The sequence below is a fragment of the Streptomyces sp. RLB3-17 genome (genome assembly GCF_007113425.2).
Classification (GTDB): domain Bacteria; phylum Actinomycetota; class Actinomycetes; order Streptomycetales; family Streptomycetaceae; genus Streptomyces; species Streptomyces mirabilis_D.
Map to the genome: position 1 here is coordinate 10300680 of NZ_CP041610.2, position 25362 is coordinate 10326041.

Below are 25362 nucleotides of genomic sequence, written 5' to 3' on the forward strand. Positions count from 1 at the left end.
GCCTCGCGACAGGGCGCCGAAGCGCCGCTGTCCGGGACTGTGTCGGCACCTGGGGTGGCGCATGCCGGCGAGACGGTCGACTCGTCGTTCGGCGTGGCGACGGCACTGCAGGTCCTGCGGCAGCTGGACACCGGGCCGCGCGGGCTGACGGACGACGAGGCCGCGGTCCGCCTGGTCCGCTCCGGGGAGAACCTGCTCCCGGCACGGCAGGACGCCTCCTGGGCACGGCTCGTCGTGCGCAGCCTGCGCGATCCGTTCACCGCGGTGCTGCTCTGCCTCGGTCTCGTGTCCGCCGCCGTCTTCGCTTGGTCCACTGCCTGTGTGATTCTGCTGCTGGTTGTGGTCAGCAGCGCGCTGCGGGCCTCCGGGGAGCGCCGGGCCGACCGGTCGATGGCCGGGCTGCGCGAGTTGGTCGCCAGCACGTCCACCGTGCTGCGGCGGGCCGACGAGGACGTGGCTCCGTCGGCCCGGGAGATTCCTGTGGATGAGCTGGTCCCCGGCGACATCATCAAGCTCGGCGCGGGCGATCTGGTCCCGGCAGATGTGCGACTGCTGCGCGCGAGCGGACTGACCGTCCATCAGGCGGCGTTGACGGGGGAATCGGCGCCCGTCGTGAAGAGTGCCGCGGACATCTTCCACCCGGACGGCATCGGGATGTTCGAGCAGCCGTAGCTGTGCTTCCAGGGCAGCAGCGTCTCCTCCGGCAGTGCCACCGCGGTCGTCGTCGCGACCGGAGCGGACACGCAACTCGTGGCCGCCCACGGACGTACGGCCGGGCAGCGCGAGGCGAGTGCCTTCGACCGGTCGGTGCACGGCATCTCTTGGATCCTGATCCGCTTCATGCTGCTGACTCCGCCGCTGGTGCTGATGGCCAACGCCGCGCTGCGCGACCGCGGCCTGGAGACGGTGCCGTTCGCCGTCGCGGTGGCGGTCGGGCTGACTCCGGAGATGCTGCCGGTTGTCGTCACCACCTGTCTGGCCCGAGGCGCGTCGCTGCTGGCCCGCACGCACGGAGTGATCGTCAAGCGGCTCCCGGCGCTGCACGATCTGGGCGCCGTGGATGTGCTGTGCCTGGACAAGACCGGCACCCTCACCCAGGACAGGCCGGTCGTCGACCGTGCCCTGGACGCGGACGGGCGTGATGCCCCCGACGTATTGCACTGGGCTGCGCTCAACGCCTGGTGGACCCTGCAACTCGCCGACCAGGGGGAGATCCCCTTACCGGCGCGCTCTCAGCCTTCCCGCGTCAACCTTCTACGCCGACACGGGCCGCTGCACCCGGATCGACTGCAACAGGCCCATCGCCACCCACACCGCGAACATCGACGAGCCGCCGTAGGAGACGAACGGCAGGGGAATACCCGCCACCGGCATGATGCCGAGGGTCATGCCGATGTTCTCGAAGGACTGGAAGGCGAACCAGGCGACGATCCCGGCGGCGACGATCGTGCCGTACAGCTCGGTCGTCTCGCGGGCGATCCGGCAGGCACGCCACAGCACCAGGCCGATCAAGAGGATGATAAGAATGGCGCCGACGAATCCCAGCTCCTCACCCGCGACGGTGAAGACGAAGTCAGTCTGCTGTTCCGGCACGAACTGGCCGGTGGTCTGCGCGCCGTGGAAGAGGCCTGCGCCGGTCAGGCCGCCCGAACCGATGGCGATGCGGGCCTGGTTGGTGTTGTAACCCACGCCCGCCGGGTCGAGGCTCGGGTCGGCGAAGGCCGCGAAGCGGTTGATCTGGTATTGGTCCAGGATGTGCAGCCGCCACACGGAGATGGCACCGAGGACGCCGACGGCGAGCAGGCCGAAGATCCAGCGGTTGGAGGCGCCCGAGGCGAGCAGCACGCCCAGGATCGTGACCGTCATGACCATGGTCGAGCCGAGGTCGGGCATCATCAGGACGACCATGATCGGCACGGCGGCCAGGCCCAGCGAGTGGGCGACGGTTCGGCTGTCCGGGTACTGCTTGTCACCCGCGTCGACCCGGGCCGCGAGCAGCATCGCCATGCCCAGGATGATGGTGACCTTCAGGAACTCGGACGGCTGGATCGAGAAGCCGCCGCCGATGACGATCCAGTTGCGGTTGCCGTTGATGGTGGCGCCGAGCGGAGTGAGCACCAGTAGCGCGCCGAACAGCGAGAGGCCGTAAAGCATCGGTACGGCGTTGCGCAGGGCGCGGTGGCCGAGCCAGACCGTGCCGATCATCAGGGCGAGCCCGATGCCGGTGTTCATCAGGTGGCGGACGAGGAAGTAGTACGGGTCGCCATGATTGATCTGGATGCGATTGCGGGTCGCGGAGTAGACCAGGAGCGAGCCGAGCAGCGACAGCGCAGTGGCCGACAGCAGTATCGGCCAGTCCAGTCGGCGAGCCAGCGAGTCACGGTTGAACAGCCGCGTCCAGCCCGCGCGCTGGGGGCCGTAGCCGGAGACGGAGAAGCTGTTCGCGCCGGTCATGTGAACCTCTGGCTTTCCCGCTTCTGCGGTCACCTGCGGGTAGTGCGGTTGGTGCCGTGGGCGACGCCGTGGTTGCCGCTGCCTGGGACGCGTCCTGTAAAAGCGAGCCTCCAAGATGACGTGCTGCTCCTTGGCTGATCCCTTGGAAATCGTAGCTTCTGGGCATGAATCTTCATGGCGAACCGCCGAAGGGCGGAGGCACCTGTATGAGACATCTACCAGTACCCGTTCGATAACCATGGGACGACTATTCGTTGAACACATCGTGTTCAGGTACTCAGGCCGTTGGCCGCGGCGCCCAGGCACTCGAAGCAGATTGAACCGCCGGGTCTGATGGAGGCTGCGGACTGTCCCGAGTCGAGTGGAGTCGACTTGCCGGTGGCTGTGTTGGAGCGGCGGCGGCTTGCCTGGCCGTGCCGCTCACGGTGCGGTCTGCGGTGACCAGCGCGGGAACCGTGGCCGTCCTCACTCTGCTCAAGGCCCTCTCCGCCACCGTTCTCAGGGAGCCCGCGACCGTACGAGCCATCCCTTCACCGGTGTTGTGCGTGCCTGACGGCGGCCATCCGCGGTGGTCGGCCTCCGGCGGTCACCACGGTCCTGGTGCGCCGCCTGTGAACCGGAGGACTCTTCGTCTCGTAGGCGGCCCATGCTGCCGCCGGCGCGACATCGCCACGGTGGCAGTAGCCCTGCTGCACTGAATCCTGTGAAGCATCAGCGACGCTTCACACGTGTCTTAACGCGCGTGCTGTACAAGTGGCTGGCCCGAAGCGGGGCGGGAAAAGGGGGCGAAACATGTCCGATGCCACCTCACGGCGGCGATGGCTGGTGGTCGTGGTCCTCGCTGTGGCTCTCTACGTCGTCGTCCGCGCCGCCCACACTCCGCAGTCGGACTCGCCGCCCCCGGCCAGGGCATCGGCCTCACCCACCCGCTCGGCCGGTTCCTCCGCCGCGCCGAGCGGTTCTGCCTCGTCGTACGACCCCGCTGACTACGCCACCCAGGTCCGCGCCAGGGCTCAGCAGGCCGGCGTCAGCGCCCAGTTGGTGATGGCGATCCTGTACAACGAGGCGTACAAGCCGCACGACTCTGCCTTTGAGCGCGCCTGGCAGAAGTACAAGCCGGACGCCGCCTTCGGTATCGCGAACATGCACCGTGCCACCTTCGACGAGGTGAAGCAGGGCCGGGACTTCGCGGACCGGAAGTGGGAGGAATTGCCCGACGACCGGGATCTCGCCGTCGAGGCTGAAGCCTGGTATCTGCACGACCTCGCCGCCCAACTCCCCGCCCGGTGGTCCGCTTCCTACAGCAGGAACGATCTGCTGGCCCTCGGCTACAACACAGGCGCGGGCAACATGCTCGCCTTCGCCCGCGGCGCGACCCCCGGCAGCCAGGCCCAGTCGTACCTCGACAATCTGCACGCCAACTGGGCAAAGGCGGGCAGGCAGAGCGGCGGCTGAGCCGGTTCGGCCGTCGCCCCCGGGCCCCAAGCTGCCCAACGGTGCCCAGGAGGCGGGGAGGCGTTCCCTGCTGCAGCGGGCCGAGAGTGGCTGACCCCGGGCGAGGTCGCCGAACGTCTCGGCGGCGAGCTGACGTACAGCACGGTGGTTCCCCGTCCGGATGTCGGTCTGCTGCAAGGCGTCACCGCACTGTTCCCGGGCTCCACCTCGGGCACAGCATCCTGATACCCGCCCTCTTGGGCGGACACTGGAAACGCGATCTGAACGTCTCCACCGACGGATCCCTCCACGTCAACGAGTTGATCGGTCTCCACCTGGCCACGGCGCTGGCGCTGGTGGTCTCCTTCTGGCGGGACTGGATCCGAGTGATCCGTGGGCTGTCCACATCGGTCACGCAGTGGCGTATCCAGACCGTGGACCAGCGGCTCGCCCGGCTGATCATCATGGCCACCATTCCGGTGGGCGTCGCCGGCATCGCGCTCGACAAACTGTTCCGCACGACGCTCGGGCGGCCCGTGCCGACGGCGATCTTCCTGGCCCTCAGCGGCATCGTGCTCTTCATCACCGAGCAGTTGCGGCGTGGCGGGACGGGGCGGAGGCGCGCAGGAGGTGTTCCGGTCTGGATTTGAAGGCGATCGCTTTGATCACCTCGCGGTGGTCCCTCCACCGGCCACCCCGCTTCGGCGTCCGGTCCGGGAGCAACGGTTCGATCCGCGCCCACCGCCCGTCAGTCAACGGCACATCCGGACCAACGACCGGAGGGCACGGTTGGGACCGGCGCCGCTCGTCAGGTCGTCTGCCCTGTGCGGAGTCGCCGTACATCCCGTACAAGCGCGTACAAGGCGCTGAGGAAGATCACAGCTCCTGCCGCCATCCAGACGACCGATGCCCCGGAGCGGTACTCGCGAACGGCACCCACGAGCAGCACCATGCCGGCAAGAACGCCGAAGGCCGAGATCAGAGCGCTCATGCGGTGAGTCACACGGACATCATCAACGACAACCTCGGCCAGCGGGAGTGATCCAAACGAATCGGCCTGGTGGAGAGGCCGTCCGCATCGAAGGTATCGAAGGTGTCGAAGGTATTGATGTTGCCGTTCAGCTTCAGGTGGATCCAGCCCGGCCTGGCCGTGCCGAGCACCCCGATGGCCAGCGTCATGAGGAGCGCTGTTGTCCACGGGCTGCGGGTGGGGGAAGGCGTGTTCTCACCCCGCGTGGCGGTCATGGGCGTGCCCTCGTCCGTCCGACTCATACGGAGGGGACGACTGACCTCACCCCATGGTTGTACAGTTGCGCAATGTGGCAATGATGGCAGATGGTACGCCGCTCCGGCGTGCGCCACTGTCCGGCGAAGAGAAGGGGTGGGGTCAGATGCTCCGCAACGGACTTGAACCCTGGCACCTGCTGATCGTGGCGATCGTGATCATCCTGCTGTTCGGCTCGAAGAAGCTCCCCGAGGCCGCCCGAGGGCTGGGCAAGTCGATGCGCATCCTCAAGAGTGAGGCCAAGGCCATGAAGGACGACGGCACCGCCCAGTCCACCGCCCCGGCCGAGGATGCGTCCTCCTCCGCCGCGGAGGCGCCCCGCGTCATCCAGTCCGCTCCCGGCGAGACCGCGACGGCTCGGCCGACCACGGAGGGCCACACGGCCCACTGAGCCTCCTGTTGCCGGCTCGTCGGCGGCCGACCGCGTCGAAGCCGTGCCGCAGCGGCTCGCCCTGTGCGCGGAAGCCGCAGCGTTGGGTTCGAGGCGTCGTGAGGCGGTGGGTCTCATGGGCTGGTGTCCAGCACTTGAGATCAGCGGCTACTCGGATAGGCCGGTAGCGGTCATCGCCGCGATTGATGGTCCGCCTTGGAGGATTTCGGTCGCTGCGCCAGGTGGTGTCGGAGCCGAACTTCGTGCGTGCGGCCGGTTCGGCCGGTGCCTCCTTGGCTCCGGCCTGCGGTCGGTGTCTTCTCCCGGCCGACATCCGCAGCTTCGCGCAACGCATCGGTGACGTCCGTCAGTTCCTTCCTCGGATCGAGGCGCTGTGGATGTCATCCAGTTCCCCTTCCCTTCCATGCCTGCGTTCGGACGGGGGCTTATGGCTGGCCGGGGGTGCCGCCGCCGGTGCCCCCGCTCGACAATCGGATTTTTCGCTGAGCGGATTTGTGGGAGACGGTGCCGGTGCCATCAGCGACAGTTGCTATATTGCGCAATTGTCCCAACCGAGGGTGCTCCCCTACGTGCGGGACCGGGGTCCGTGCTGTCAGGCCGCCGCGCTGGCGGTTGGCGTCGGCGACGAGCGTAGGGAGAGGGAATGGGCGACTCCTGGGACGGTGGCTCGGTTCGCCAGACGACGCGCGGCCGCTCCGCCGCTCCGCCCCGCCCGCGGAGGGCGGACGACAGCGGGCCTGCCAGGCCGCCGCGGGGCGGCCGGGCTGCGGCCCGGCAGGCGCCTCAGTCTCAGGGCCGCAGGTCGGGACGGCGGCCCAAACCCGCGGCCCGGCGCAAGCGGCTCGGCCGCATAGCCCTGTTCACGGTGTCCGCGCTGATCCTGGTCGTCGCGGGCACCGGGACGTGGCTGTGGCAGCACCTGAACGGCAACATCCACAGCGTGTCGATCGATGACGGCGCCAATGGCAAGGAGAAGGCAGACGCCTTCGGCCGTACACCGATCAACATCCTGGTGATCGGTTCGGACGGGCGGAACAACGCGGCCGACTGCAAGCTGGGCGGTGGCTGTGGCTCGGCCAGTTCGACTGCCGGGCACAACGCGGATGTGGAGATGGTGGTGCACGTGTCCGCCGACCGCTCCAACGCCACCGTGATGAGTGTGCCGCGCGACACCATGACGCGTGTGCCCGCCTGCAAGGACCCGGACAGCGGCCAGTCGACGCCCGGCTACTACGGGCAGATCAACAGCGCCCTGCAGTACGGGCCGGCCTGTCAGGTCACCACCGTGCACCAGCTGACCGGCGTACCCATCGACCACTTCGTGATGCTCGATTTCTCCGGCGTGGTGAAGATGTCGGATGCGGTGGGCGGGGTGTCGGTGTGCGTCAGCGACAACGTCTACGACACCTACTCGCACCTCAAGCTCGCCAAGGGCCCCCACACCCTCAAGGGCGAGGCGGCGCTGGAGTTCGTCCGCTCCCGGCACGGCTTCGGTGACGGCAGCGATCTGGGCCGGACCGTCTCCCAGCATCTGTTCCTCAGCGCGATGATCCGCAACTTCAAGAGTGCGGGCACGCTGGCCAACCCCACCAAGGTCTACTCGCTGGCCGACGCCGCCACCAAGGCCCTGACCGTGGACACCGGCCTGGGCAGCGTCGGCAAACTCATCGGTCTCGCGACCGCCCTGGACAAGGTCCCGTCCAAGCGGATGACGTTCACCACCATGCAGACCGCTCCCGACCCGAGCAACGCTGACCGCGTCGTCGTCGGCTCCGGCGCGAAGTCGCTGTTCGCCTCCATCGCCAACGACCAGTCCCTGAGCTCGGGCAGCGACAAGAAGACGGCGCCCGCCACGCCCTCCGCGACGGCCACGGCGCCCGCCTCGCAGATCGCCGTCCGGGTGGAGAACGGCACCACTACCCGCGGGCGTGCCTCGGTGGTCGCCTCCGCCCTCATCGCCAAGGGCTTCAGCCCCGGCACCAGCACCAGCAACGCGCCCGAGCAGACGGCGACCACCACACTCACCTACGGCCCCGGCCGGAAGGCCGAGGCACAGACGGTGGCCTCCGCCCTGGAGCTGCCCGCGCAGCACCTCACCGAGGGCAGCGCGAACGGGCTGGCCCTGGTCATCGGCAGCGACTGGCCCTCCGGCGCAACGTACTCGGGCGGCTCGTCGGCCGCCCCCGCCGACACCCACGCCGCCGTCTCCAACGCCCATGCCCAGACCGCTGACGAGTCCAAGTGCGCCAAGGTCAGCCCGTACAAGACCGTTCAGCTCAACGGGGTGGCGATGACCCCGGCCCAGGCATACGCCGCGGCGAGCGGCAAGCAGGACTCCGCGCCGTGATCAACGGGGCCGCCTCCTCGCCTGAAGATCACGGACCCTCGAGGCTCTTCGCCCCTGGACGAGCACCAGACCGATGTGATGTTGCAGGTGGCGTACGCCCCCAAGGGCGTCGCCGAGACGGCAGCCGACAAGCTGGGGTTCGTCAAGCGGCAGATCCCCGGGGTTCTGAAGGTTCAAGTCGTTCATCGAGAACCGCAGCCGTGCGGGACGGACATCACGTCCCGCACGGCTTTGTGCTGCCACACGTGGGGCCAACCGCTCTTGGTCAGTTCACCGGGTAGCCAGCCCGGAGCGATGCCATGCCCGTCGGCCAGTGACAGCGGACGGAAGCCGACATCCGCAGGGTGCTGTGCCGCCTCTGGGGTGAGGAGGAGGCGAACCCCGCGCCGCCCTATGAAGGGCATCCCCATCAGCGGCAGCGAGGTTGCACACCGCACATGCCCAGGCTGGTCCAGTACCCATCGCAAGGCGCACCCCAGCCAGGCCGAGGCGGACTGAACGCCACGCCGGCGGCATCTCCCTCGGCCCACCACCGTCGCCCTGAAGTGCCGAATTCAGTCACGCGGCGGCGCGACGAACGTGATCAGCGTCGGCTTCCCCGCTGCGGTGTTATGAAGGGTGTATGGAGGTATTTTCTGGGCGTCCTCGGAGCCCGGAACGTCATCCGCTCACCGGACGCTCGCGGCAACACCGTGCTTCCCCGCTGGACCTGCGCAGTGCGGCCGGTCAAGTATTCCTTCTCCAGGTTGTCATCGTGGTCCTGCTGGTCGTGGCCGCGGTGGCGGCCGTGGTGCTCCAGACGGCGCGCGACGCGGTGCAGCGGGGGCGTCGTGAGTCGGTCGTCGCGGCCCAGTCGTTCGCGAGTGCTCCTGGCACGGCCGAGGCGCTGCGGAGCCGTGATCCGACGGCGGTGCTCCAGCCGCGGGCCGAGGAGGTGCGGAAACGCACGGATGTGGACTTCGTCGTCGCCATGAACACGCAGGGGATTCGTTACACGTATCCCTATCCGAGCGAGATCGGGAAGAAGTTTGTCGGCACGATCGCACCGGCGCTGAAGGGCCGTACCGTCGTCGAGCAGGCCGGCGGACCGCCTCTGCCCGCGGGCAAAGGAACCGCCGTGCAGGCGGTGGTCCCGGTGACCGACTCGCGCGGAAAGGTGGTCGGCCTGGTCTCCGCCGGAATCACGGTCAAGGACGTCGCGGCACTGTGGCTGCCGCAGCTGCCGATCATCCTGGGCAGCGGCGCGGCCGCGCTGGCGCTGTCCATGACAGGAACGACGTTGGTGGCCCGGCGGCTGCGTCGGCAGACACACGGCCTGGCCCCGGCGGAGCTGGCGCAGCTGTACGAGCACCACGACGCGGTCCTGCACGCGGTGCGGGAAGGAGTGCTGATCACTGGCACCGACGGACGGCTGCTGTTGGCCAATGACGAGGCGAGGCGTCTGCTCGACCTGCCGGCGGACGTGCAGGGGCGCCCGGTGCGGGAGCTGGGACTGCCGGAGCCGATCACGCGTCTGCTGTCGTCGCCGGAGGCGGTCACCGATGAGGTGCATCGCGCAGGGGACCGATTGCTGGCGGTGAACAAGCGGCCAACGTACCGGCAGGCCGACCGAGGAGGCAGCGTGGTGACCCTGCGGGACACCACGGAGCTGGCGGTGGTCTCGGGGCGGGCCGAGGTCGCGCGGGAGCGGCTGAAGCTGCTGTACGAGGCCGGGGTGGGGATCGGCACGACGCTGGACGTGGGACGTACGGCGCAGGAGCTGGCCGACGTTGCGGCGCCGGAGTTCGCTGACCTGGTGACGGTGGACCTGCTCGACGCGGTACTGCGGGGGTGGGAGCCGACGGCGGAGGGCTGGCGGCATCTGCGCCGGGCGGCGATCGGCGGTGAACAGCCGATGATCCCAGTGTATCCGCTGGGCGAAGTGATCACGTTCTCGCGCCGAACGCCGCAAATGCGGACGCTGCAGGAGCGACGAGTCCTGTTGGAGGCGGACCTGCGGCAGGCACACGGCTGGCGGGAGCAGGATCCGGAGCGCGCCCGGAAGGCCCTGGAGTGCGGGTTGCGCTCGCTGGTGACCGTACCGCTCCAGGCGAGGAACGTGCCGTTGGGCGTGGTGAACTTCTATCGGACAGTGGATTCCCCGGCGTTCCAGCCGGAGGATCTCTCCTTCGCGGAGGAACTGGCCGCGCGGGCGGCCCTGGCCATCGACAATGCCCGGAGGTTCACCCGGGAGCACGCGATGGCGGTGACGCTGCAGCGCAGTCTGTTGCCGCGGGCACAGCCAGATCAGGACGCACTGGAGGTGGCCTGGCGGTATCTGCCCGCGGAGGCGGGTGTGGGCGGGGACTGGTTCGACGTCATCCCGCTTCCGGGCGCTCGGGTGGCCGTGGTCATGGGTGACGTCGTCGGTCACGGGCTGCACGCGGCGGCGACGATGGGCCGGCTGCGTACCGCGGTGCACAACTTCTCCACCCTGGACCTCCCCGTTGACGAGGTGCTCGGGAAGCTGGACGACCTCGTCCTCAGCATGGACAACGAGGAGAACGCGGGCGATGCCGCGGAGGGCCACGAGGGGGAGGGGGTGACCGGAGCAACCTGTCTCTACGCGGTCTACGACCCCGTGTCGGAGGCCTGCACGATGGCCCGTGCGGGACACCCGGAACCGGCGGTGGTGCGTCCGGACGGGACGGTCACCTGTCCTGGCGTTCCCGCTTCGACGCCGCTCGGCCTGGGCGGCTACCCGTTCGAGACCGCCGAGTTCTCCTTGCCACAGGGTTCACAACTGGTGCTGTACACCGACGGCCTGGTGGAGGACCGCACCCACGACATCGACGTCGGGATGGAGAGACTGCGCCAGGCACTGGACGGTTCCGAGCGCCGCACTCCGGAGGAGACGTGTCAGGCGGTGATCGACGCGCTGAAGCCGTCACACTCCTCCGACGACATCGCGCTGCTGGTGGCGCGTACCCGGATATTCCCGCCCTCGCGCGTGGCCGAGTGGGACGTGCCGTCGGACCCGGCGGTGGTTCCCTCGGTGCGGGCGCGGTGCAGGGAGACGTTGCGGGAGTGGGGACTGGAGGAGGCCGGATTCGCCACGGAACTGATCCTCAGCGAGCTGATCACGAACGCGATCCGGTACGGCTTGCCGCCGGTCAGTGCGCGGCTGCTGCACGGACGCTGTCTGATCTGCGAGGTGTCGGACGGCAGCGGCACCTCGCCGCGGCTACGGCGGGCGGCGACCACGGACGAAGGCGGGCGGGGGCTGTTTCTGGTGGCGCAGTTCGCCCAGCGATGGGGAACGCGGTACACGACCCGCGGCAAGGTCATCTGGGCGGAACAGTTTCTCCACGACGGCACATCCGCCACCCCGAGCCGGACACCGGTCGACTTTCTTCTCGACCAGTTCGATGATCTCGACGCGTGAGCCCGCATGGCCCACGAGCGTCGCGTCCCCTCTGCGCACGCGCCGGAGACCCTGCACCCTTGAGCACGACGACGCCTGAGGGCGCGAGTTTGACCTGGGCGTTCAGGAACCGCCTCCAGTTATGTGCTTGTGACGTGGGACCAGCGGCAACCACCTGTTCGTACCTCGGCCAGAACCGCCACAACGCGTTCCCCAGTCGGCTGAAGGAGTTGCGGGCCAAGCACGTCAGTGAGCACGGGATGCCCTTCGGCTCGTAGGTCGCCGGATGGGCCGATGGGCCGTTGCTCGTCCTGTCCGTCCTCCCTTCCGGGGCCCAGGACACTCACAACTCACCCCGGAACGAGGTCACATCACGGCATCGGTCTGAAGCGGGCGCGCAGTGATGCGGAGTGTCCGGTCCCTTCCGGACCCGGACCCGGACCCGGAACCAACCCGCCCGGGCGTCGCCGGACCCTTCCCCGTCCAACCGGGAACCTTCGCGGCGCTCCGGACGTTGTAGCGAGTGGTTGTAGTTGAAGTTTGCGAACGTGGAAGCGCCCGTGGAGTTCTGACAGCGGGTGCTTCGCCGTTCTCGGGGGTTTTCTTCGACGGCTGGCGGCTGACAGCCCGGGATCGTGCGAGCGCGCGTTCTCCGCACCTCTCGCCACCTCGAAGGAGACGTGACGTGGCTCAAGGAACCGTGAAGTTGTTCAATCCGGACAAAGGTTTCGGCTTCATCGCCCCCGATGAGGGCGGCGCCTACACCTTCGGCCACCACTCAGTGATCGACACGGGGGGTTTCTGCTCCCTGGAGGAGAACCAGCGGGCGCAGTTCACCGCCAGCCGGGGCCCCAAGGGCATGCATGCCGACCGGGTCCGCGCGCTCTGAGACACCTCATTCTGAGGCAGACCCCGCGCCGCGGACCTGCCTCGTGCTGCTTCCGAACGGCTGCCGCTTGCGGTGCCCCGCCGTCGTGTCGGAGGCAGCGCCCGTGCACGCCGAAAGGAACACTGTGACCACTGACATCACCATCCGGGGCACCGGTCCGGCGGACCACACCGACATGGCTGAACCCCCGCCCGGCGGCCGGGGCAGCGACTACGCCGCACTGTCCCGCGAGGTGAAACAGAGCGGGTTGCTGAAGCGGAGGCCGGGCTACTACTGCGTCAAGGTCGGGGCGAACCTGTTCCTGCTGGCCGCGGGCTGGGCCGCGTTCGCCCTGATCGGACAGTCGTGGTGGCAGCTGCTCACCGCAGCCTTCCTCGCGGTGATGTTCACCCAGACCGGGTTCATCGGGCACGACGCCGGACACCACCAGATCGCCGCCTCCAAGCGCGTCAACAACGTGCTCGGCCGTGTGCACGCCGACTTGCTGATCGGCCTCAGTTACGGCTGGTGGATCAACAAGCACAACCGGCACCACTCCCACCCCAACCACGTCGACCGCGACCCCGACATCGCCGACGGCGCGATCGCCTTCACCCAGGACCACGCCCGGGTCCGCAGCGGAGCGTACGCATGGCTGGCCCGTCACCAGGCCTGGCTGTTCTTCCCGATGCTGCTCCTTGAAGGACTCGCCCTTCACATCGCCGGAGTACGGGCGCTGCTGGACCGCACCGGTACCGCAACCTCGCGGGCGGCCAAACTGGCCGAGGCGGGACTGCTGACGGCGCATCTCGGCGGCTATCTCGCCGCCGTGTTCCTGGTCCTGTCTCCCGTCCAGGCCGTGTGCTTCCTCGTCGTGCACCAAGGGCTGTTCGGGTTGTACATGGGGTGCTCGTTCGCCCCCAACCACAAGGGCATGCCCGTCTTCGCCAAGGACGACAAGATCGACTTCCTGCGTCGGCAGGTACTGACCTCACGCAACATTCGGGGCCACCGGTTCACCGATTTCGCACTTGGCGGACTGAACTACCAGATCGAACACCACCTGTTCCCCTCCATGCCGCGGCCCAGCCTGCGCCATGCCCAGGAACTCGTGCGCACCTTCTGCGCCCGGCACGGTATCGCCTACTACGAGACCGGACTCCTCAACTCCTACGCCCAAGTGCTGCGGCACCTCCATGCGGTCGGCGGCCCCCTGCGCCCCGAAATGGAGTACTGAGCAGCTGCCGCCGGTGCCGGCCGACGGACATACGCTGAGCGTCGTCTTGACGGAGTTCGGCGGGCACACCACTCCGGTGGCCACGCGCCGGCACACCGTGTGGCACCGACTCCATCCGGCTCGACCTGGTCCTGCTGCACAACCCCGAGCGAGCCCACCCCGGCGACCGTTCCGCCCTGCTCTCTGCCATCCGGGACGCGTTCGCGATTCTGGAGGAGGAGGTGGCGGCCGGGCGCGTGGCTGGGTACGGGGTCGCCACGTGGGCGGGCCTGGAGGAGGCGTTCACGGTGGGGGAGTTGCTCGCCCTGGCCGCCGAAGCCGCGGGCGGACAGCACCATCATCTGGTCGCGGTCCAGATGCCGGTCAGCCTGGTGATGATGACGCCGATCGCGCGGGCCCTTCACGGCCGGGGTCCGCTCCCGGCCGCCGCCGACGTGGGACTGCGGGTGATGGCGTCGGCCCCCGCTGCACCGCGGTGAGCTCCCCGGTATGGTCGGCCAGGAGTTCGCCGACCTCATCCGGCCGGGCCTGACCCCCGCACAAGCGTGCATCCTCGCCGTCGCGTCATGCCCAGGGGTGACGGACGTCCTTCTGGCCGCCTCCGGTGCGCCACACTGGAGGGAGGCGGCCGACGCCGTCGCCCAACCCTCCCTGACCGCCGCCAAGTTGCGGGAGTCGGCACGGCACCCGTCGAGTTTCACCTACCGGTCCTAACTAAGCCGCTGTACGTGGCGGTGGGTGATCAGACAGACGGCGAGTCCGAGGAATGCTTCGTGGATGTCGTCGCGTCGTTCCCAGCGAGTGCGAAGGCGTCGGAAGCCGTGGAGCCATACGATCGTCCGCTCGACGACGTAGCGGAAGATGCCCAGGCCGGTGCCGTGAGGCTCGCCTCGCTTCGCGATCACGGGGCGGATCCCGGGGGCTCGGAGCAGGCGGCGGTATTTGTCGTGGTCGTAGCCGCGGTCGGCCGGCAGCGCATCGGGGCGTCGGCGAGGTCTGCCGACCCGGCCCGCGATGGCCGGGATCTTGTCGAGCAGGGGCAGAAGTTCATCGGGAACGATCCAAGGCCGCGACTGACGTTTCCCCGCAACCAGACCAACGAACAGACAAGCCAACAGCCACATGATCAACAGCTTTTGTTGGAGCCAGTTGGCGAACAGACGTGGGAAATCTGGTGCCTATGCCCTACAGGCCACAACGTGGAGCGGGTGAGATGGCGACCCGCCTCGAACGGGTGGCCGCAGGGACTCCCGAACTCATCGACATTGATCACGAGCCGGGCCCCCGAGGTGACTCCCGAATGCCCCTACAAACGCCTCCCGTTCTCGCGTTCACAGCCGGCCCGCAGAGCTTTGAACAGTTGCTACCGCTTGGACCCATGCAAGCGGGTGGGTCGCTGGGCAGGGGCCGTACGTATCGTCAGATGCATACGACCCCTGTCCTCGGCCCGGCCCGGCGCGGGTCCGTGGTCAGTGCCGTCCGGCCGTCGTGCGGCGGCGCATTACGAACAGCAGGCCTGTGCCGGCGGCGATCGCCGCGGCGGCCGATCCGGCGATCAGACCGGTGTCGCTGCCGCCTCCGGTCTCGGCGAGCCTGGTCCCCGCAACGGGCGAGGAAGCGGACGTCGAAGGGGCTGAGGACGTCGAGGCCAACGGCGCGGCGGCCGACGAGGTCGGCGTGACGCCGGCGGTCGGCGACACCGAGGGGGCCGGCCCGACCGTCGGGGTGCCGGACGTGGGGGAAGTGGCCGGCACGCAGGGGGTGTCCGGGGAGATCGGCAGGTCCGTCAGGCGCTCGTCGACGAGGTTGCCCGCCGTCACCGAGACGTTCCATTGGTAGCCCTGGAGCCACGGCACCAGGATCGTCGTGCTCGCACCTGCCGCCGTGGGGTGGTCGATGTGTCCGGTGCCGACGGTTTCGCCGTCGGTACCGACCGCCATCCGGATCCGCACGGTGATGTCCGCGGGCGTGCCGGAGGGGTCCTTGTCCGTGATCGTGATGGCGGCCCGGGCCTCGCCGGTGCTGGTGTCGCACGTCGCCTTCGCGGTGAAGTCGCCGATGCTGCAGGCATAGGCGTCACCAGAGGCCAGGAGCACGGCAGCTGTTGCGGCCACGGCGGCAGCGGTGACGGCACGCTTGGATATCACGGGTCCCTCCCCAGGGAACGTTCCACGTGGGGTGCCCGGATCGGGGCCCCCGCTGGCCGCGGGCGCACGCCCGCGGATGGCTTCGAGGGGCCCAAAGGCCGGTCGGAGCGGCTCATCATGTCACCTCTCCCCACGGGGAACCTGAACGGGCCCCTAGTTGAGAGGTCACCCAGCTCAAGGCAACAAGCCGCCGAGAGGGCTGCCCGTAACGCTGAAGGTCTCCCGGCACATGGCGGCCGACACCTACGGTGGACTTCACCACGAGGCGTAGGAGACCGCCATGAGTCAGGAACCGCGGACGCGCGCCGTGCTCAGCGGCGTGCCGCGGAGATCAGGACGCCGTGCCTCGGCGGCTGCTCCTCGGGTGCCGTGACCGGGCGTCCGTACGCCGCCGCGCGTTCACGCACGGTGTACGCGCGGGTGTCCCACCCGAGACCGGCCAGCCAGGTGACCGGGTCGGGCGGCATCTCGGAGACCCGCATCGACGCCGCGGTGCCGGTGTCCTGCGCGAAGCGCTCGACGACACCGGGTTGACCCAGCGTCAGGCCCATCCGGCTGCCGGTCGCGGACAGCTCCCCCACCTGCCCGAGCAGGCGTTCGACCGCATCCTGCGGCAGGTGGATCAGCAGGCCCTCGGCGATCCACACCGTGGGGAGCGCCGGATCGTGCCCGGCAGCGACCAGGGCACCGGTCCAGTCCTCGCGCAGGTCGACCGGTACGGTGATCCGCTCGCAGCGCGGATCGGCCGGCTCGGCCCGGAGCACCGACTCCTTGAAGCCCAGCGGCTCCGCCGTTTCGATCTCGAACAGGCGGGTCTCCGACGGCCAGTCGAGCCGGTAGGCCCGGCTGTTCATGCCGGCGCCGAGCAGGGCCACCTGGCGGCAGCCCGCGTCGGCCCCGTCGCGCAGCAGCTCGTCGAGGAAGCGGGTGCGGACCACGATCGAGAACGCGACCGCGCCCCAGCGCCGCCGGGCCCCAGCGCCGCCGGGCCGCGTCGTCCACGGGCGCTCGCGGCGGCTTCCCGTCCACCGGCAGGCTGCCGGCGGCGGCAAATGCCTCCGCGAACGGGTCCAGGAACAAGGGGTTCTCGCGCCGGGTCTCCCGTGCCCGCACCCGGGCGACCCCGACGGCCGTGTCCCAGGCCTCGGACGGCTTCGCTGTCGTCATGACTCGCCCCTCGTCAACGAGGCGGCTTCTCGCCCGGCTCCGTAGAGCCTTGACGGCCGAGCCCTGGCGGGGAGCATGCCCTGGCGTCGAAGGGACCGGTGTCCAGGCTCAAGCTGAGAGAGGCGCTGGCTGCGGTGGCTGGAGCAGGATCTGGCCGAGGGGCCGGTGGCGCACGGCTGGCCGGGCCAGACCTGGACGCTGTCGCGGATCAGCACCCTGATCGGGCGCCGTTCCCACAAAGGCATGACCTTTTCGGCGATCGCGCAGATGCTGCATCGTCATGGCTTCAGCCATCAGGTTCCGGCCCGTCGTGCGGTGGAGCGCGACGAGGACGCCGTGAGCGGCTGGGTGAAGAGACCTGGCCGCAGGTGGAAGCACCGTGGCGGGGGTCTGCTTCGAGGACGAGGCGGGCTTCTCGATGACGCCGCCCACCACGCGGACCTGGGCCAGGCGAGGGCGCACGCCCGTCATCAGGGTGCGCGGACGTGCCCAGCGCCGGTTCTCGATCGCCGCTCTGGCCTGTTACAAGCAGGGCGAACGCTCACGTCTGATCTACCGGCCCAAGCGGCACATCGATCACAAACGGGGCGGCAGACGCAGTTTCACCTGGACTGATTACAGGGATCCACTGATCGCCGCCCACCAGCAGCTCGGCACCCCGATGGTGCCGATCGTTCCCGGCGACCCGGGCCGGATATCGGGATCTGTCGGCATGAGCCTGGCTCGACGCCCCACGAGAGCAACCCGCGGAGCACATGTGTCCAGGAGGCGGCGCGGGGCCGCGATCGAAACGAGCCGAACATGTCTTTACCCGTGCGTTTCGCACAGTGAGCTCGTGACAGTCGTGACTGTCGGTGCCCCAGGCCGGCTTGCGAGTCTCTTGGGCGGGCCACGGAAGGGGAGGCATGGACAAGCGGTACGAGGTGTACGCGTTGGCGGACGCGCACTTCTACGAGACACCCGACCGGCTGGCGACGGGCGTCGCAGGGGCGGCTCAGGGGACTGTTCCCGTGTTCGAGACGGCACGCAGGCCCATCCCGGAGGGCTGGGCGACGGCCCGTGTCGGCGACTGGCTGACACTCACGCCGCTCGGCGCGGACGGCGCCCCGGCGGCGGCGCCGGCCCAGGGCTGGAAGATCCACGCCTCGGCCACCCGGGCGAACGCCGATCGGATCGCGGCGATTGTGTGGGACTACTGCTTCCCTCGCCGCATCCCGTTCAAGTTCGTGCCGGGCCCGCATCTGCTGCATCTGCGCAACACCAAGTACGCGGGCCGCGACACCAGCGGCAAGTTCGTCACCGTCTACCCGGCCGACGAGGAGCAGCTGCACACGGTCCTGCGCGAGCTGGGTTCCCTGTTGGAGGGCTTCGAGGGCCCCTACATCCTCACCGACCTGCGCTGGCACGACGGGCCGCTGTACGTCCGCTACGGCGCGTTCGCGCGCATGTACGTCGTCGACGAGCGGGGTTCGCTCGTGCCGGCGGTGCGCGACGGCTCGGGCACGTTGGTGCCGGACCGGCGGGCGCCGTCCTTCCAGGTGCCGGAGTGGGTGGCGCTGCCCGCGTTCCTCGAGCCGCATCTCGCGGCGCGCAACACCACGACGGTGGGTGAGCTGCCGTACCGCATCGAGAAGGCGCTGCACTTCTCCAACGGCGGCGGAGTGTACGCCGGCACCGACACCCGGAACGGGCGCAAGGTGGTGCTCAAGGAGGGGCGGCCGCACGCGGGGCTGGCTTCCGACGGGGCGGACGCGATCGCCCGGCTCGAGCGGGAGAAGCGGGCTCTGGAGGCAGTGGCGGGGAGCGGGGTGGTGCCCGAGGTGCGGGACTGGTTCACCCTGGGCGACCACCGCTTCCTGGTCATGGACTTCGTGGCGGGGCGCCCGCTGAACTCCTTCTTCGCCGAACGGCACCCGCTGCTCTCTCCCGACCCCGACCCGCAGGCCGTCGCCGCGTACACGGCATGGGCGGTGAGCATCCACCGGGCGGTGGAGTGCGCGGTGGAGAAGGTGCACGCGCGCGGGATCGTCTTCAACGACCTGCACGTCTTCAACATCATGGTCGCGCCCGAAGAGGAGTCGGTGTTCCTGATCGACTTCGAGGCGGCCGCCCCGGCCGAGGAGAACGGCCGCCAAGTCGTGGCGCATCCCGGGTTCTTCGCGCCACCGGACCGCCGGGGCGCCGACGTCGACCGGTACGCGCTGGCGTGTCTGCGGCTCGCCCTGTTCCTGCCCGTCACCACGCTGCTCGTGGTGGACCGGGGCAAGGCGGCCCATCTGGCCGAGGTGATCGCGCAGCAGTTCCCGGACGTGCCAAGGGAGTTCCTGGACGAGGCGGTCGCGGAGATCACCCGCGATGTCTGCGGCACCGGGGCCCCTGTCGGCGGGACCGGCGCACCGGAGCGGGTGCCGTCGGCCCCCGCTTCCCGGGTGGAGCCGGGCGACTGGCCGCACAGCCGCGACTCGATGATCAAGGCGATCCTCGCCTCGGCGACCCCGGAGCGCGACGACCGGCTCTACCCCGGCGACGTCGCCCAGTTCTCCGACGGCGGCGGCCTCGGCCTCGCGCACGGCGCGGCCGGCGTCCTGTACGCCCTGGCGGCGGTCGGCGCCGAACGCCACGACGAGGGCGAACGCTGGCTCCTGGACCACACTGCCCCGGCCCCGACGGGCACCCCGCTCGGTCTGTACGACGGTCTCGCGGGCGTCGCCCACACCCTCGACCTGCTCGGACACCGGCAGCGGGCCCTCGACCTGGTCGACGGCATCCTGCGCGAACGCTGGCAGCATCTGTCCTCGGACCTCCAGGGCGGCCTGGCCGGCCTCGGCCTGGTGCTGGGGCGACTGGCCGCCACGACCGGCGAGTCGGAACTGCACGAGCGGGCCGCCGAGGCCGCCGACCTCCTCGTACGTCGCCTCGCCGAACCGGCGCCGGCCGCGCCCCGGCGACGGGCCGGGCTGATGCGGGGCGCGAGCGGGCCCGCGCTGTTCCTCCTCCGGCGGTACGAGGAGACCGGCGAGCGTGCGCTGCTGGAGGCGGCCGGCGTGGCGCTGCGGCGGGACCTGGAGTGCTGTGCCGAGCGTGAGGGGGGCGCGGTGGAGGTCGACGAGGGGTGGCGGACCATGCCGTATCTCGGGGACGGGAGCGTGGGCGTGGGGCTCATGCTCGACGACTATGCGGCGCACGTCCCGGATGCCGGCGCGGAGTTCGCGCGGGCCCGTGCCGGCATCCTCACCGCGGCCACCTCCCGTTTCTACGCGCAGCCCGGCCTCTTCCAGGGACGTGCCGGGATGATCCTGCACCTCGCCCGCACCACCGCGCCGGGGGCGACGCGGGCTCGGCTCGACGAGCAGATCGCCGGGCTGGGCTGGTCGGCGATGCCGTACCAGGGCCAACTCGCCTTCCCCGGGCACCAGATGATGCGCCTTTCCATGGACCTCGCCACCGGAACGGCGGGCGCGCTGCTCGCCCTCGCCGCAGCCTTCGGCTCGGGCGACGAGGGCGTTGCCGCGCACCTGCCGTTCCTTCCGCCGCCGCATCGGCGGCCCCTATGACATGGCTCTGCCATCCGGCGGAGTCGTGACGCAACCCTGTCCCCACGGGACGAACAACCGACACCGACGAAAGGACACACCATGGCCCTGCTCGACCTGCAGACGATGGAATCCGACGAGCACACCGGCGGCGGCGGCAACAGCACCGTCAGCCTCCTGTCGTGCATCAGCGCGGCCAGCGTTCTGCTCTGTCTCTGACGAAGCGGTGCCGAACGCTCTGACGAACGGCTCACGCTGAACACTCCGGGCGGTCCCGCTCCCGCGAGGGATGGGGCCGCCCGGGGTCGTCCGCCCGATCGGGCGGAAACGCAGAAACGCAGAAACGCAGAAACGCAGAGGCGCGGAAGCTCCGAGGGGGTGCGCGATGTCGATGGACCCGACGACCGGTGGACTGCTCACCGCGGCGAGCCGGCACAGCGGGCCCCGCTGGGCGGCGCTCTGCCTGGTGAGCGTGGCGACGACAGGCGCGGGACTGCTGTTGCCCGCCGCCCTCGGCCGGGCCCTGGACCTCCTGCTCGCCCACGCCCCGGCGACCCGCTGGGTGCTGATCTGCGCGACTCTCGTCCTGCTGCTGACCGGGCTCGACGCGTGCGAGACCGTGCTCGCCGGCACCCTCGACGCCCGCACCACCGCCTTCCTGCGCCGCCGGGTGACCGGTCATGTCCTGGCCCTGGGGCCGCGTGCGACGCTCCGCTTCGGCCCCGGTGACCTCGTCGCGCGACTCGTGGGAAACGCCGCCCAGGCCGGCACGGCGCCCGGCGCCCGCGCCGCGCTGCTGGCCGCACTCGCCGGCCCGGTGGGGGGCGTGGTCGCGCTCGGTGTGATCGACCCGTGGCTCGCGGCCGCGTTCCTTACCGGCGCGCCGCTGCTGACGCTCCTGCTGCGCTCCCTGGCCCGGGACACCTCGACGTGCGTGGCCGACTACCAGCGGGTGCAGGGGCGCATCGCGTCCGCGCTCGCCGAGGCCGTCGGCGGCACCCGCACCATCCGCGCAGCGGGCACGGCGGACCGGGACGCGGAACGGATCCTGCGACCGCTGCCCGAACTCTCCCGGGCAGGTCGGCGGATGTGGCGGGTACAGGGGCGGGCGGCGGCGCGGGCGGTGGCGGTGGCGCCTCTGCTGCACCTCGCCGTCGTGGCCGTGGCGGGCATGCTGCTCAGCCGGCACCGGCTCTCCGCCGGAGACGTCCTGGCGGCCTCCCGCTACGCGGTCCTCGCCACCGGGGTCGGCGTGCTGGTCGGGCAGCTCTCCGGCCTGGTCCGCGCCCGCACGGCGGCCCGCCGCCTGGGCGAGGTCCTGGCTGAACCCGCCCCTACGCACGGGGACCGGAGCCTGCCGCCCGACGGCCCCGGCCACCTGGAGCTGCGCGGGGTGAGCGCCCGACGCGGCGCACGCACGGTGCTCGACGGCGTCGACCTCGTCGTGCCCGGCGGGACGACGCTCGCCCTGGTCGGCCGCTCCGGTGCGGGCAAGTCGCTGCTGGCCGCGCTCGCGGGTCGGCTCACCGACCCGGACGCCGGCGAGGTGCTGCTGGACGGCGTCGCGCTGCCCGCCCTCTCCCGCGCCGAACTGCGCGCGGCGGTCGCGTACGCCTTCGACCGCCCCGCCCTTCTGGGCACGACCGTCGAGGACACGATCGCCCTGGGGCTGCGCTGCCCTTCTCCCGCCCGCGTCCGGGAGGCCGCTCGTACGGCCTGCGCCGACGCGTTCGTCCGCCGCCTGCCCGACGGCTATGCGACGGCCGTCGCCGACGCCCCGCACTCCGGCGGCGAGGCCCAACGCCTGGGCCTCGCCCGGGCGTTCGCCCAGCGCGGTCGTCTGCTCGTCCTCGACGACGCGCTCTCCAGCCTCGACACGGTGACCGAGCACCAGGTCTCCGAGGCCGTCCTGGGCAGGGCCGCGACCGGCACCCGGCTGGTGGTGGCCCACCGGGCCGCGACGGCCGCCCGTGCCGACACGGTGGCATGGCTGGACGCGGGGCGGGTCCGGGCGGTGGGCACGCATGCACAGCTGTGGCGGCGGCTGCCTGGCTACCGGGCGGTGTTCGGGGCCGCAGGGGAGGAGGCAGGAGCGTGACCCACCGGGACGGACTCCACCGGCTGCACGGACACCTGGGCCACCGCGCCCTGCTCGCCCTGCGCTTTTTGTACGTCGGCCGACGGGCGATGGTGCGGCTCGCCGGCTGGTCGGTGCTGGAGACGGGTCAGACGTTCCTCCTCGGCTACGCCCTCGCGCGTGCACTGGACGACGGGTTCCTGGCCGGACGGGCCGCCGTGGGGCTCGGCTGGCTCGCGGCAGCCGGGCTCGGCGTACTCGTCGGCGCGTACGGCACCGGGCGGGTGTACGGGGCGGTCGCCGCGCTGGTGGAGCCGCTCAGGGACAGGCTCGTCACCGGCGTGGTGCGGCGCGGGGTGTGGGAGGGGGACCGCGGGGCGCTGTCCGGCCTGACCCAGCAGGTCGAGATCGCCCGGGACACCTTCGCGGGCCTGGTCATGGTCTCGCGCTCGTTCGTGTTCACGTCCGTCGGCGCGCTGGCGGGCCTGTGCTCGCTCGCCCCGCTGCTGCTGCTGCCCGTCGTGCCGCCGCTCGTCGCCGGAGTGGCTCTGTTCGCAGCGACCCTGCGTCCGCTGGCGCGACGGCAGGAGGCGTACCTCGCCGCCGACGAGGCCCTGGCGGAGAACCTGGGCGCCGTCTGCCCGGGGCTACGGGATGTCACGGCGGCCGGCGCGGAGGACCGGATCGCCGCGGACGCCGGCGCCCTCGCCGACGCCGAGCAGCGGGCGGCCCGCGCCCTGGCTCGCTGGGGCGTGGCCCGCGTCGTCTGTCTCGCAGTCGGCGGCCACCTGCCTCTGGTCCTGCTCCTGGCCGGCACCCCCTGGCTCCTCGACCACGGAGTCACCCCCGGCGCCGTGCTCGGCGCGCTCGCCTACGTCAGCCAGTCGCTCCTCCCCGCCCTCACCGGCCTCATCCACGGCTTGGGCACCAGCGGCTCGCGCCTGACCGTGGTGCTGCGCCGGCTGACGCCGCCCCCGCCTGCGGTCTCCCGCCCCGCCGTCACCGAGCTCACCCCGCACACCCCGCCTCCGTGCCCCTCCACCCCGGCAGTGCCCCCGGCCCTCGCGCTCACGTCCCTCACCTTCTCCTACGGCCCCGCCTGCGCCCCCGTCGTCGACGACCTCACCCTCGCGCTGCCCAGCGGCGCCCATCTGGCCGTCGTAGGGCCGAGCGGTGTCGGGAAGTCCACGCTGGCCGGGCTGGTCGCGGGACTGCTGAAGCCGGTACGCGGAGACATACGGATCTGCGGGTGCCGGGTGCCGGGCCGCGAGGCCGCCGCCGGGCGCGTGCTGATCCCGCAGGAGGCGTACGTGTTCAGCGGCGGCCTCAGGGAGAACCTCGCCCATCTGCGGCCGGATCCCGTCCCCGAGGCGGAGTTGCTCGCCGCGGCCGAGGCGGTGGGGCTCACACCGCTGCTCAACGCCCTGGGCGGGCCGGGGGCGAGCGTGGATCCAGCGACGCTGTCGGCCGGGGAGCGCCAGCTGATCGCGCTCACGCGGGCGTACCTGTCGTCCGCCCCCCTCGTCCTGCTGGACGAGGCGACCTGCCATCTGGACCCGGTGGCGGAGGAACGGGCGGAGCGGGCGTTCGCGGCCCGGCCGGGCGGCACCCTGGTGGTCGTGGCCCACCGCATCAGCTCGGCCCGCCGCGCCGGCCGGGTGCTGGTGATGGACGGCCCGCGCACGGCCTTCGGGACGCATGAGGAGGTGCTGCGCCGCTCGCCCCTCTACCGCGACCTCGTGGGTGGCTGGGAACCCGGGCAGCTCTCACAGCCAGCCCTGGCTCTGGGAGATGCGGATGGCGTCGATGCGGTTGCGGGCGCCGGTCTTGCGGGTGATGGCCGCCATGTAGTTGCGCACGGTCCCGTGGGACAGGTGCAGGCTCCCGGCGATCTCCGCGACGGAGGCCCCCTCGGCGGCGAGGGTTAACACGCTCAGCTCCCGGCGGGTCAGCGGCATCTCGGCGGCCTTGAGGAATCCGAACCCCAGCGACTCGCTGACGAAACGTTCCCCCTTAGCGACCTTCCGGATTCCGCGCAGCAGCTGCTCGGGCGTCCCCGTCTTGTCGACGTAGCCCAGCGCGCCCGCCTCAAGGGCCCGTCTCAGCAGGCCAGGCCTGTTCGCAGTGGCAAGTACGAGTAAGCGGGACAGGACCTGGCCGCCGCCCCGCAGACCTAACTCGCCCAGGGGCGGAATGCCGGCCGTGTCCGAGCAGTCCAGATCCGCCGCGCACACGTCGGGCCGCAACGCGCGCACGTGACGGGACGCCCGGCGCCAGGGGACGTCGTCCACCCGCAGGTCGGGCTCCCGTGACAGCCACTGCGCGAGGACCGATCTGACGAGACATCCGTCGTGCACGAGAAGTACCTGGATCACTGCCGCCCCTTCAACCTGCCGTACGCCAGTCCTGTGATGCTGAGCGCGTGCCCATTGTTGGGCCCCCGCAACATTTCTGAGCGCGAAGAACCAGCCATCAGGATGCGAGGGGGCGCACGCGCAGCACCCGCACGCCGCGGCGTGCTTCCGGCTTCACCTCGTAGGTGTCCCGATGGTCGTCAACGAACCGGAAGCGGCTCCTCACCAGTTCGTCTCTCCGGCGAGATACTTGGCCGCCTCGCGGAGGATGTCCCGCTCGGTGGCGAGCTTGCGCTCACTTGCCTCGAGCTCGGCCCCCCCCGGGCCTCCAACCGCCACACCCGCTCGTCCGGATCAGCGGACGGCACCGCCTTCCGAGGCTGGGCGCCCTTCGCAACCGCGGCGGTGATGCCACGGCGTTCACGGTCCCGCAACGCCCACTCACGCAGGGGAACTGCGGCCGGCCGCGACCACGGCTTGGTCGGCACCACGGCGACGACTGCATCCTGATCATGGTTTCGCCGCCAGGGTCAGATGCACGCCAGCGGGTCGCCGCACGGGATCCACCACGTCCAGCGGTGGTCACCGAGCCGCGCAGACGATCATGAGCAGACGATCATGAATGGACGTGATGAAAATAACCATTCAGCTGTATGGGCTGTTGC

At 70.6% G+C, this 25362-nt stretch carries 19 protein-coding genes and 6 pseudogenes; 17 read left to right on the top strand and 8 right to left on the bottom strand.

The genetic code is table 11. From position 1 onward, the window contains the following. Nucleotides 1-39 precede the first annotated feature (39 nt). Nucleotides 40-1224: pseudogene (locus FNV62_RS46310) on the top strand (cation-transporting P-type ATPase); the annotation flags it as partial. A 30-nt stretch (nt 1225-1254) separates the two neighbouring features. Here FNV62_RS46310 and rodA read toward each other — a convergent pair. Further along, complete coding sequence (gene rodA, locus FNV62_RS46315; RefSeq protein WP_097287797.1) at nt 1255-2454, bottom strand: rod shape-determining protein RodA; 1200 nt, start codon at nt 2452-2454, stop codon at nt 1255-1257. 792 nt (nt 2455-3246) lie between these two features. Here rodA and FNV62_RS46320 point away from each other — a divergent pair. Both FNV62_RS46320 and FNV62_RS46325 read left to right on the top strand, forming a co-directional pair. Continuing rightward, complete coding sequence (locus FNV62_RS46320; RefSeq protein WP_143604140.1) at nt 3247-3909, top strand: lytic transglycosylase domain-containing protein; 663 nt, start codon at nt 3247-3249, stop codon at nt 3907-3909. Nucleotides 3910-4145: 236 nt separating this feature from the next. Further along, the gene (locus FNV62_RS46325; protein WP_240361412.1) at nt 4146-4538 is read left to right on the top strand and encodes an undecaprenyl-diphosphate phosphatase; all 393 of its coding nucleotides are present in this window, start codon (nt 4146-4148) and stop codon (nt 4536-4538) included. On the opposite strand, the gene FNV62_RS58190 is transcribed toward FNV62_RS46325, so the two are convergent. From FNV62_RS58190 to FNV62_RS46335, 3 genes are read right to left on the bottom strand one after another with little or no spacing between them, the layout of a single operon-like run. After that, nucleotides 4471-4731, bottom strand: a complete 261-nt coding sequence (locus FNV62_RS58190; protein ID WP_143604141.1) for a transposase — start codon at nt 4729-4731, stop codon at nt 4471-4473. The two genes, FNV62_RS46325 and FNV62_RS58190, sit on opposite strands and share 68 nt — an antisense overlap. Further along, nucleotides 4697-4879, bottom strand: a complete 183-nt coding sequence (locus tag FNV62_RS46330) for a hypothetical protein (RefSeq protein ID WP_211179161.1) — start codon at nt 4877-4879, stop codon at nt 4697-4699. Before FNV62_RS46330 ends, FNV62_RS58190 begins: the two co-directional genes overlap by 35 nt. An 8-nt stretch (nt 4880-4887) precedes the next feature. Beyond that, the gene (locus FNV62_RS46335; protein ID WP_097287800.1) at nt 4888-5067 is read right to left on the bottom strand and encodes a hypothetical protein; all 180 of its coding nucleotides are present in this window, start codon (nt 5065-5067) and stop codon (nt 4888-4890) included. Nucleotides 5068-5279: 212 nt separating this feature from the next. On the opposite strand from FNV62_RS46335, the gene tatA reads away from it, so the two are divergent. The 8 genes from tatA (at nt 5280) to FNV62_RS56290 (ending at nt 14133) form a co-directional block, all read left to right on the top strand. After that, nucleotides 5280-5564, top strand: coding sequence for a Sec-independent protein translocase subunit TatA (gene tatA / locus FNV62_RS46340; RefSeq protein WP_060895339.1), 285 nt, complete (start codon nt 5280-5282; stop codon nt 5562-5564). A 643-nt stretch (nt 5565-6207) separates the two neighbouring features. Further along, entirely contained in the window at nt 6208-7911 is a 1704-nt protein-coding gene (locus FNV62_RS46345; RefSeq protein ID WP_225900627.1) for an LCP family protein, read from the top strand. A 622-nt stretch (nt 7912-8533) separates the two neighbouring features. After that, a complete protein-coding gene (locus FNV62_RS46350; RefSeq protein WP_143629566.1) occupies nt 8534-11335 on the top strand; it encodes a SpoIIE family protein phosphatase in 2802 nt (933 codons plus the stop codon). A 134-nt stretch (nt 11336-11469) separates the two neighbouring features. Continuing rightward, the gene (locus FNV62_RS57270) at nt 11470-11592 is read left to right on the top strand and encodes a hypothetical protein (protein WP_258320975.1); all 123 of its coding nucleotides are present in this window, start codon (nt 11470-11472) and stop codon (nt 11590-11592) included. A gap of 407 nt (nt 11593-11999) precedes the next feature. Then, on the top strand, nt 12000-12203 hold the full coding sequence (locus tag FNV62_RS46355) for a cold-shock protein (protein WP_143629568.1): 204 nt from the start codon (nt 12000-12002) through the stop codon (nt 12201-12203). A 124-nt stretch (nt 12204-12327) separates the two neighbouring features. Continuing rightward, on the top strand, nt 12328-13419 hold the full coding sequence (locus FNV62_RS46360; RefSeq protein ID WP_225900629.1) for a fatty acid desaturase family protein: 1092 nt from the start codon (nt 12328-12330) through the stop codon (nt 13417-13419). A 176-nt stretch (nt 13420-13595) separates the two neighbouring features. Continuing rightward, the gene (locus FNV62_RS56285; protein ID WP_240361541.1) at nt 13596-13898 is read left to right on the top strand and encodes a hypothetical protein; all 303 of its coding nucleotides are present in this window, start codon (nt 13596-13598) and stop codon (nt 13896-13898) included. Nucleotides 13899-13908: 10 nt separating this feature from the next. Further along, nucleotides 13909-14133: a hypothetical protein gene (locus FNV62_RS56290; RefSeq protein WP_225900630.1), complete on the top strand. Its 225-nt coding sequence runs from the start codon at nt 13909-13911 to the stop codon at nt 14131-14133. Here FNV62_RS56290 and FNV62_RS46370 read toward each other — a convergent pair. From FNV62_RS46370 to FNV62_RS46380, 3 genes and pseudogenes are all read right to left on the bottom strand, one after another. Next, nucleotides 14130-14468 (bottom strand): annotated as a pseudogene (locus FNV62_RS46370) (IS5/IS1182 family transposase); the annotation flags it as partial. The gene FNV62_RS56290 and the pseudogene FNV62_RS46370 sit on opposite strands and share 4 nt — an antisense overlap. Nucleotides 14469-14888: 420 nt before the next feature. After that, a complete protein-coding gene (locus FNV62_RS46375; protein WP_143610308.1) occupies nt 14889-15566 on the bottom strand; it encodes an LAETG motif-containing sortase-dependent surface protein in 678 nt (225 codons plus the stop codon). A gap of 311 nt (nt 15567-15877) precedes the next feature. After that, a pseudogene (locus FNV62_RS46380) lies at nt 15878-16733 on the bottom strand (SAM-dependent methyltransferase). 243 nt (nt 16734-16976) lie between these two features. On the opposite strand from FNV62_RS46380, the pseudogene FNV62_RS57275 reads away from it, so the two are divergent. From FNV62_RS57275 to FNV62_RS56305, 6 genes and pseudogenes are all read left to right on the top strand, one after another. Next, a pseudogene (locus tag FNV62_RS57275) lies at nt 16977-17027 on the top strand (hypothetical protein); the annotation flags it as partial. Nucleotides 17028-17151: 124 nt separating this feature from the next. Further along, nucleotides 17152-17400, top strand: a pseudogene (locus FNV62_RS56300) (IS630 family transposase); the annotation flags it as partial. 238 nt (nt 17401-17638) lie between these two features. Continuing rightward, nucleotides 17639-20287 carry a class III lanthionine synthetase LanKC gene (gene lanKC / locus FNV62_RS46390; RefSeq protein ID WP_144316223.1) on the top strand — a complete coding sequence of 883 codons (2649 nt, stop codon included), beginning with the start codon at nt 17639-17641 and terminating at the stop codon, nt 20285-20287. Between the two features lie 81 nt (nt 20288-20368). After that, nucleotides 20369-20485 carry a SapB/AmfS family lanthipeptide gene (locus FNV62_RS46395; RefSeq protein ID WP_054233519.1) on the top strand — a complete coding sequence of 39 codons (117 nt, stop codon included), beginning with the start codon at nt 20369-20371 and terminating at the stop codon, nt 20483-20485. 166 nt (nt 20486-20651) lie between these two features. Continuing rightward, complete coding sequence (locus tag FNV62_RS46400) at nt 20652-22364, top strand: ABC transporter ATP-binding protein (RefSeq protein ID WP_143629572.1); 1713 nt, start codon at nt 20652-20654, stop codon at nt 22362-22364. Nucleotides 22365-22780: 416 nt separating this feature from the next. Then, nucleotides 22781-23827: pseudogene (locus tag FNV62_RS56305) on the top strand (ATP-binding cassette domain-containing protein); the annotation flags it as partial. Nucleotides 23828-24109: 282 nt separating this feature from the next. Here the strand turns inward: FNV62_RS56305 and FNV62_RS46410 are convergent. Then, complete coding sequence (locus FNV62_RS46410; protein WP_143604150.1) at nt 24110-24718, bottom strand: response regulator transcription factor; 609 nt, start codon at nt 24716-24718, stop codon at nt 24110-24112. Between the last annotated feature and the right edge of the window lie 644 nt (nt 24719-25362).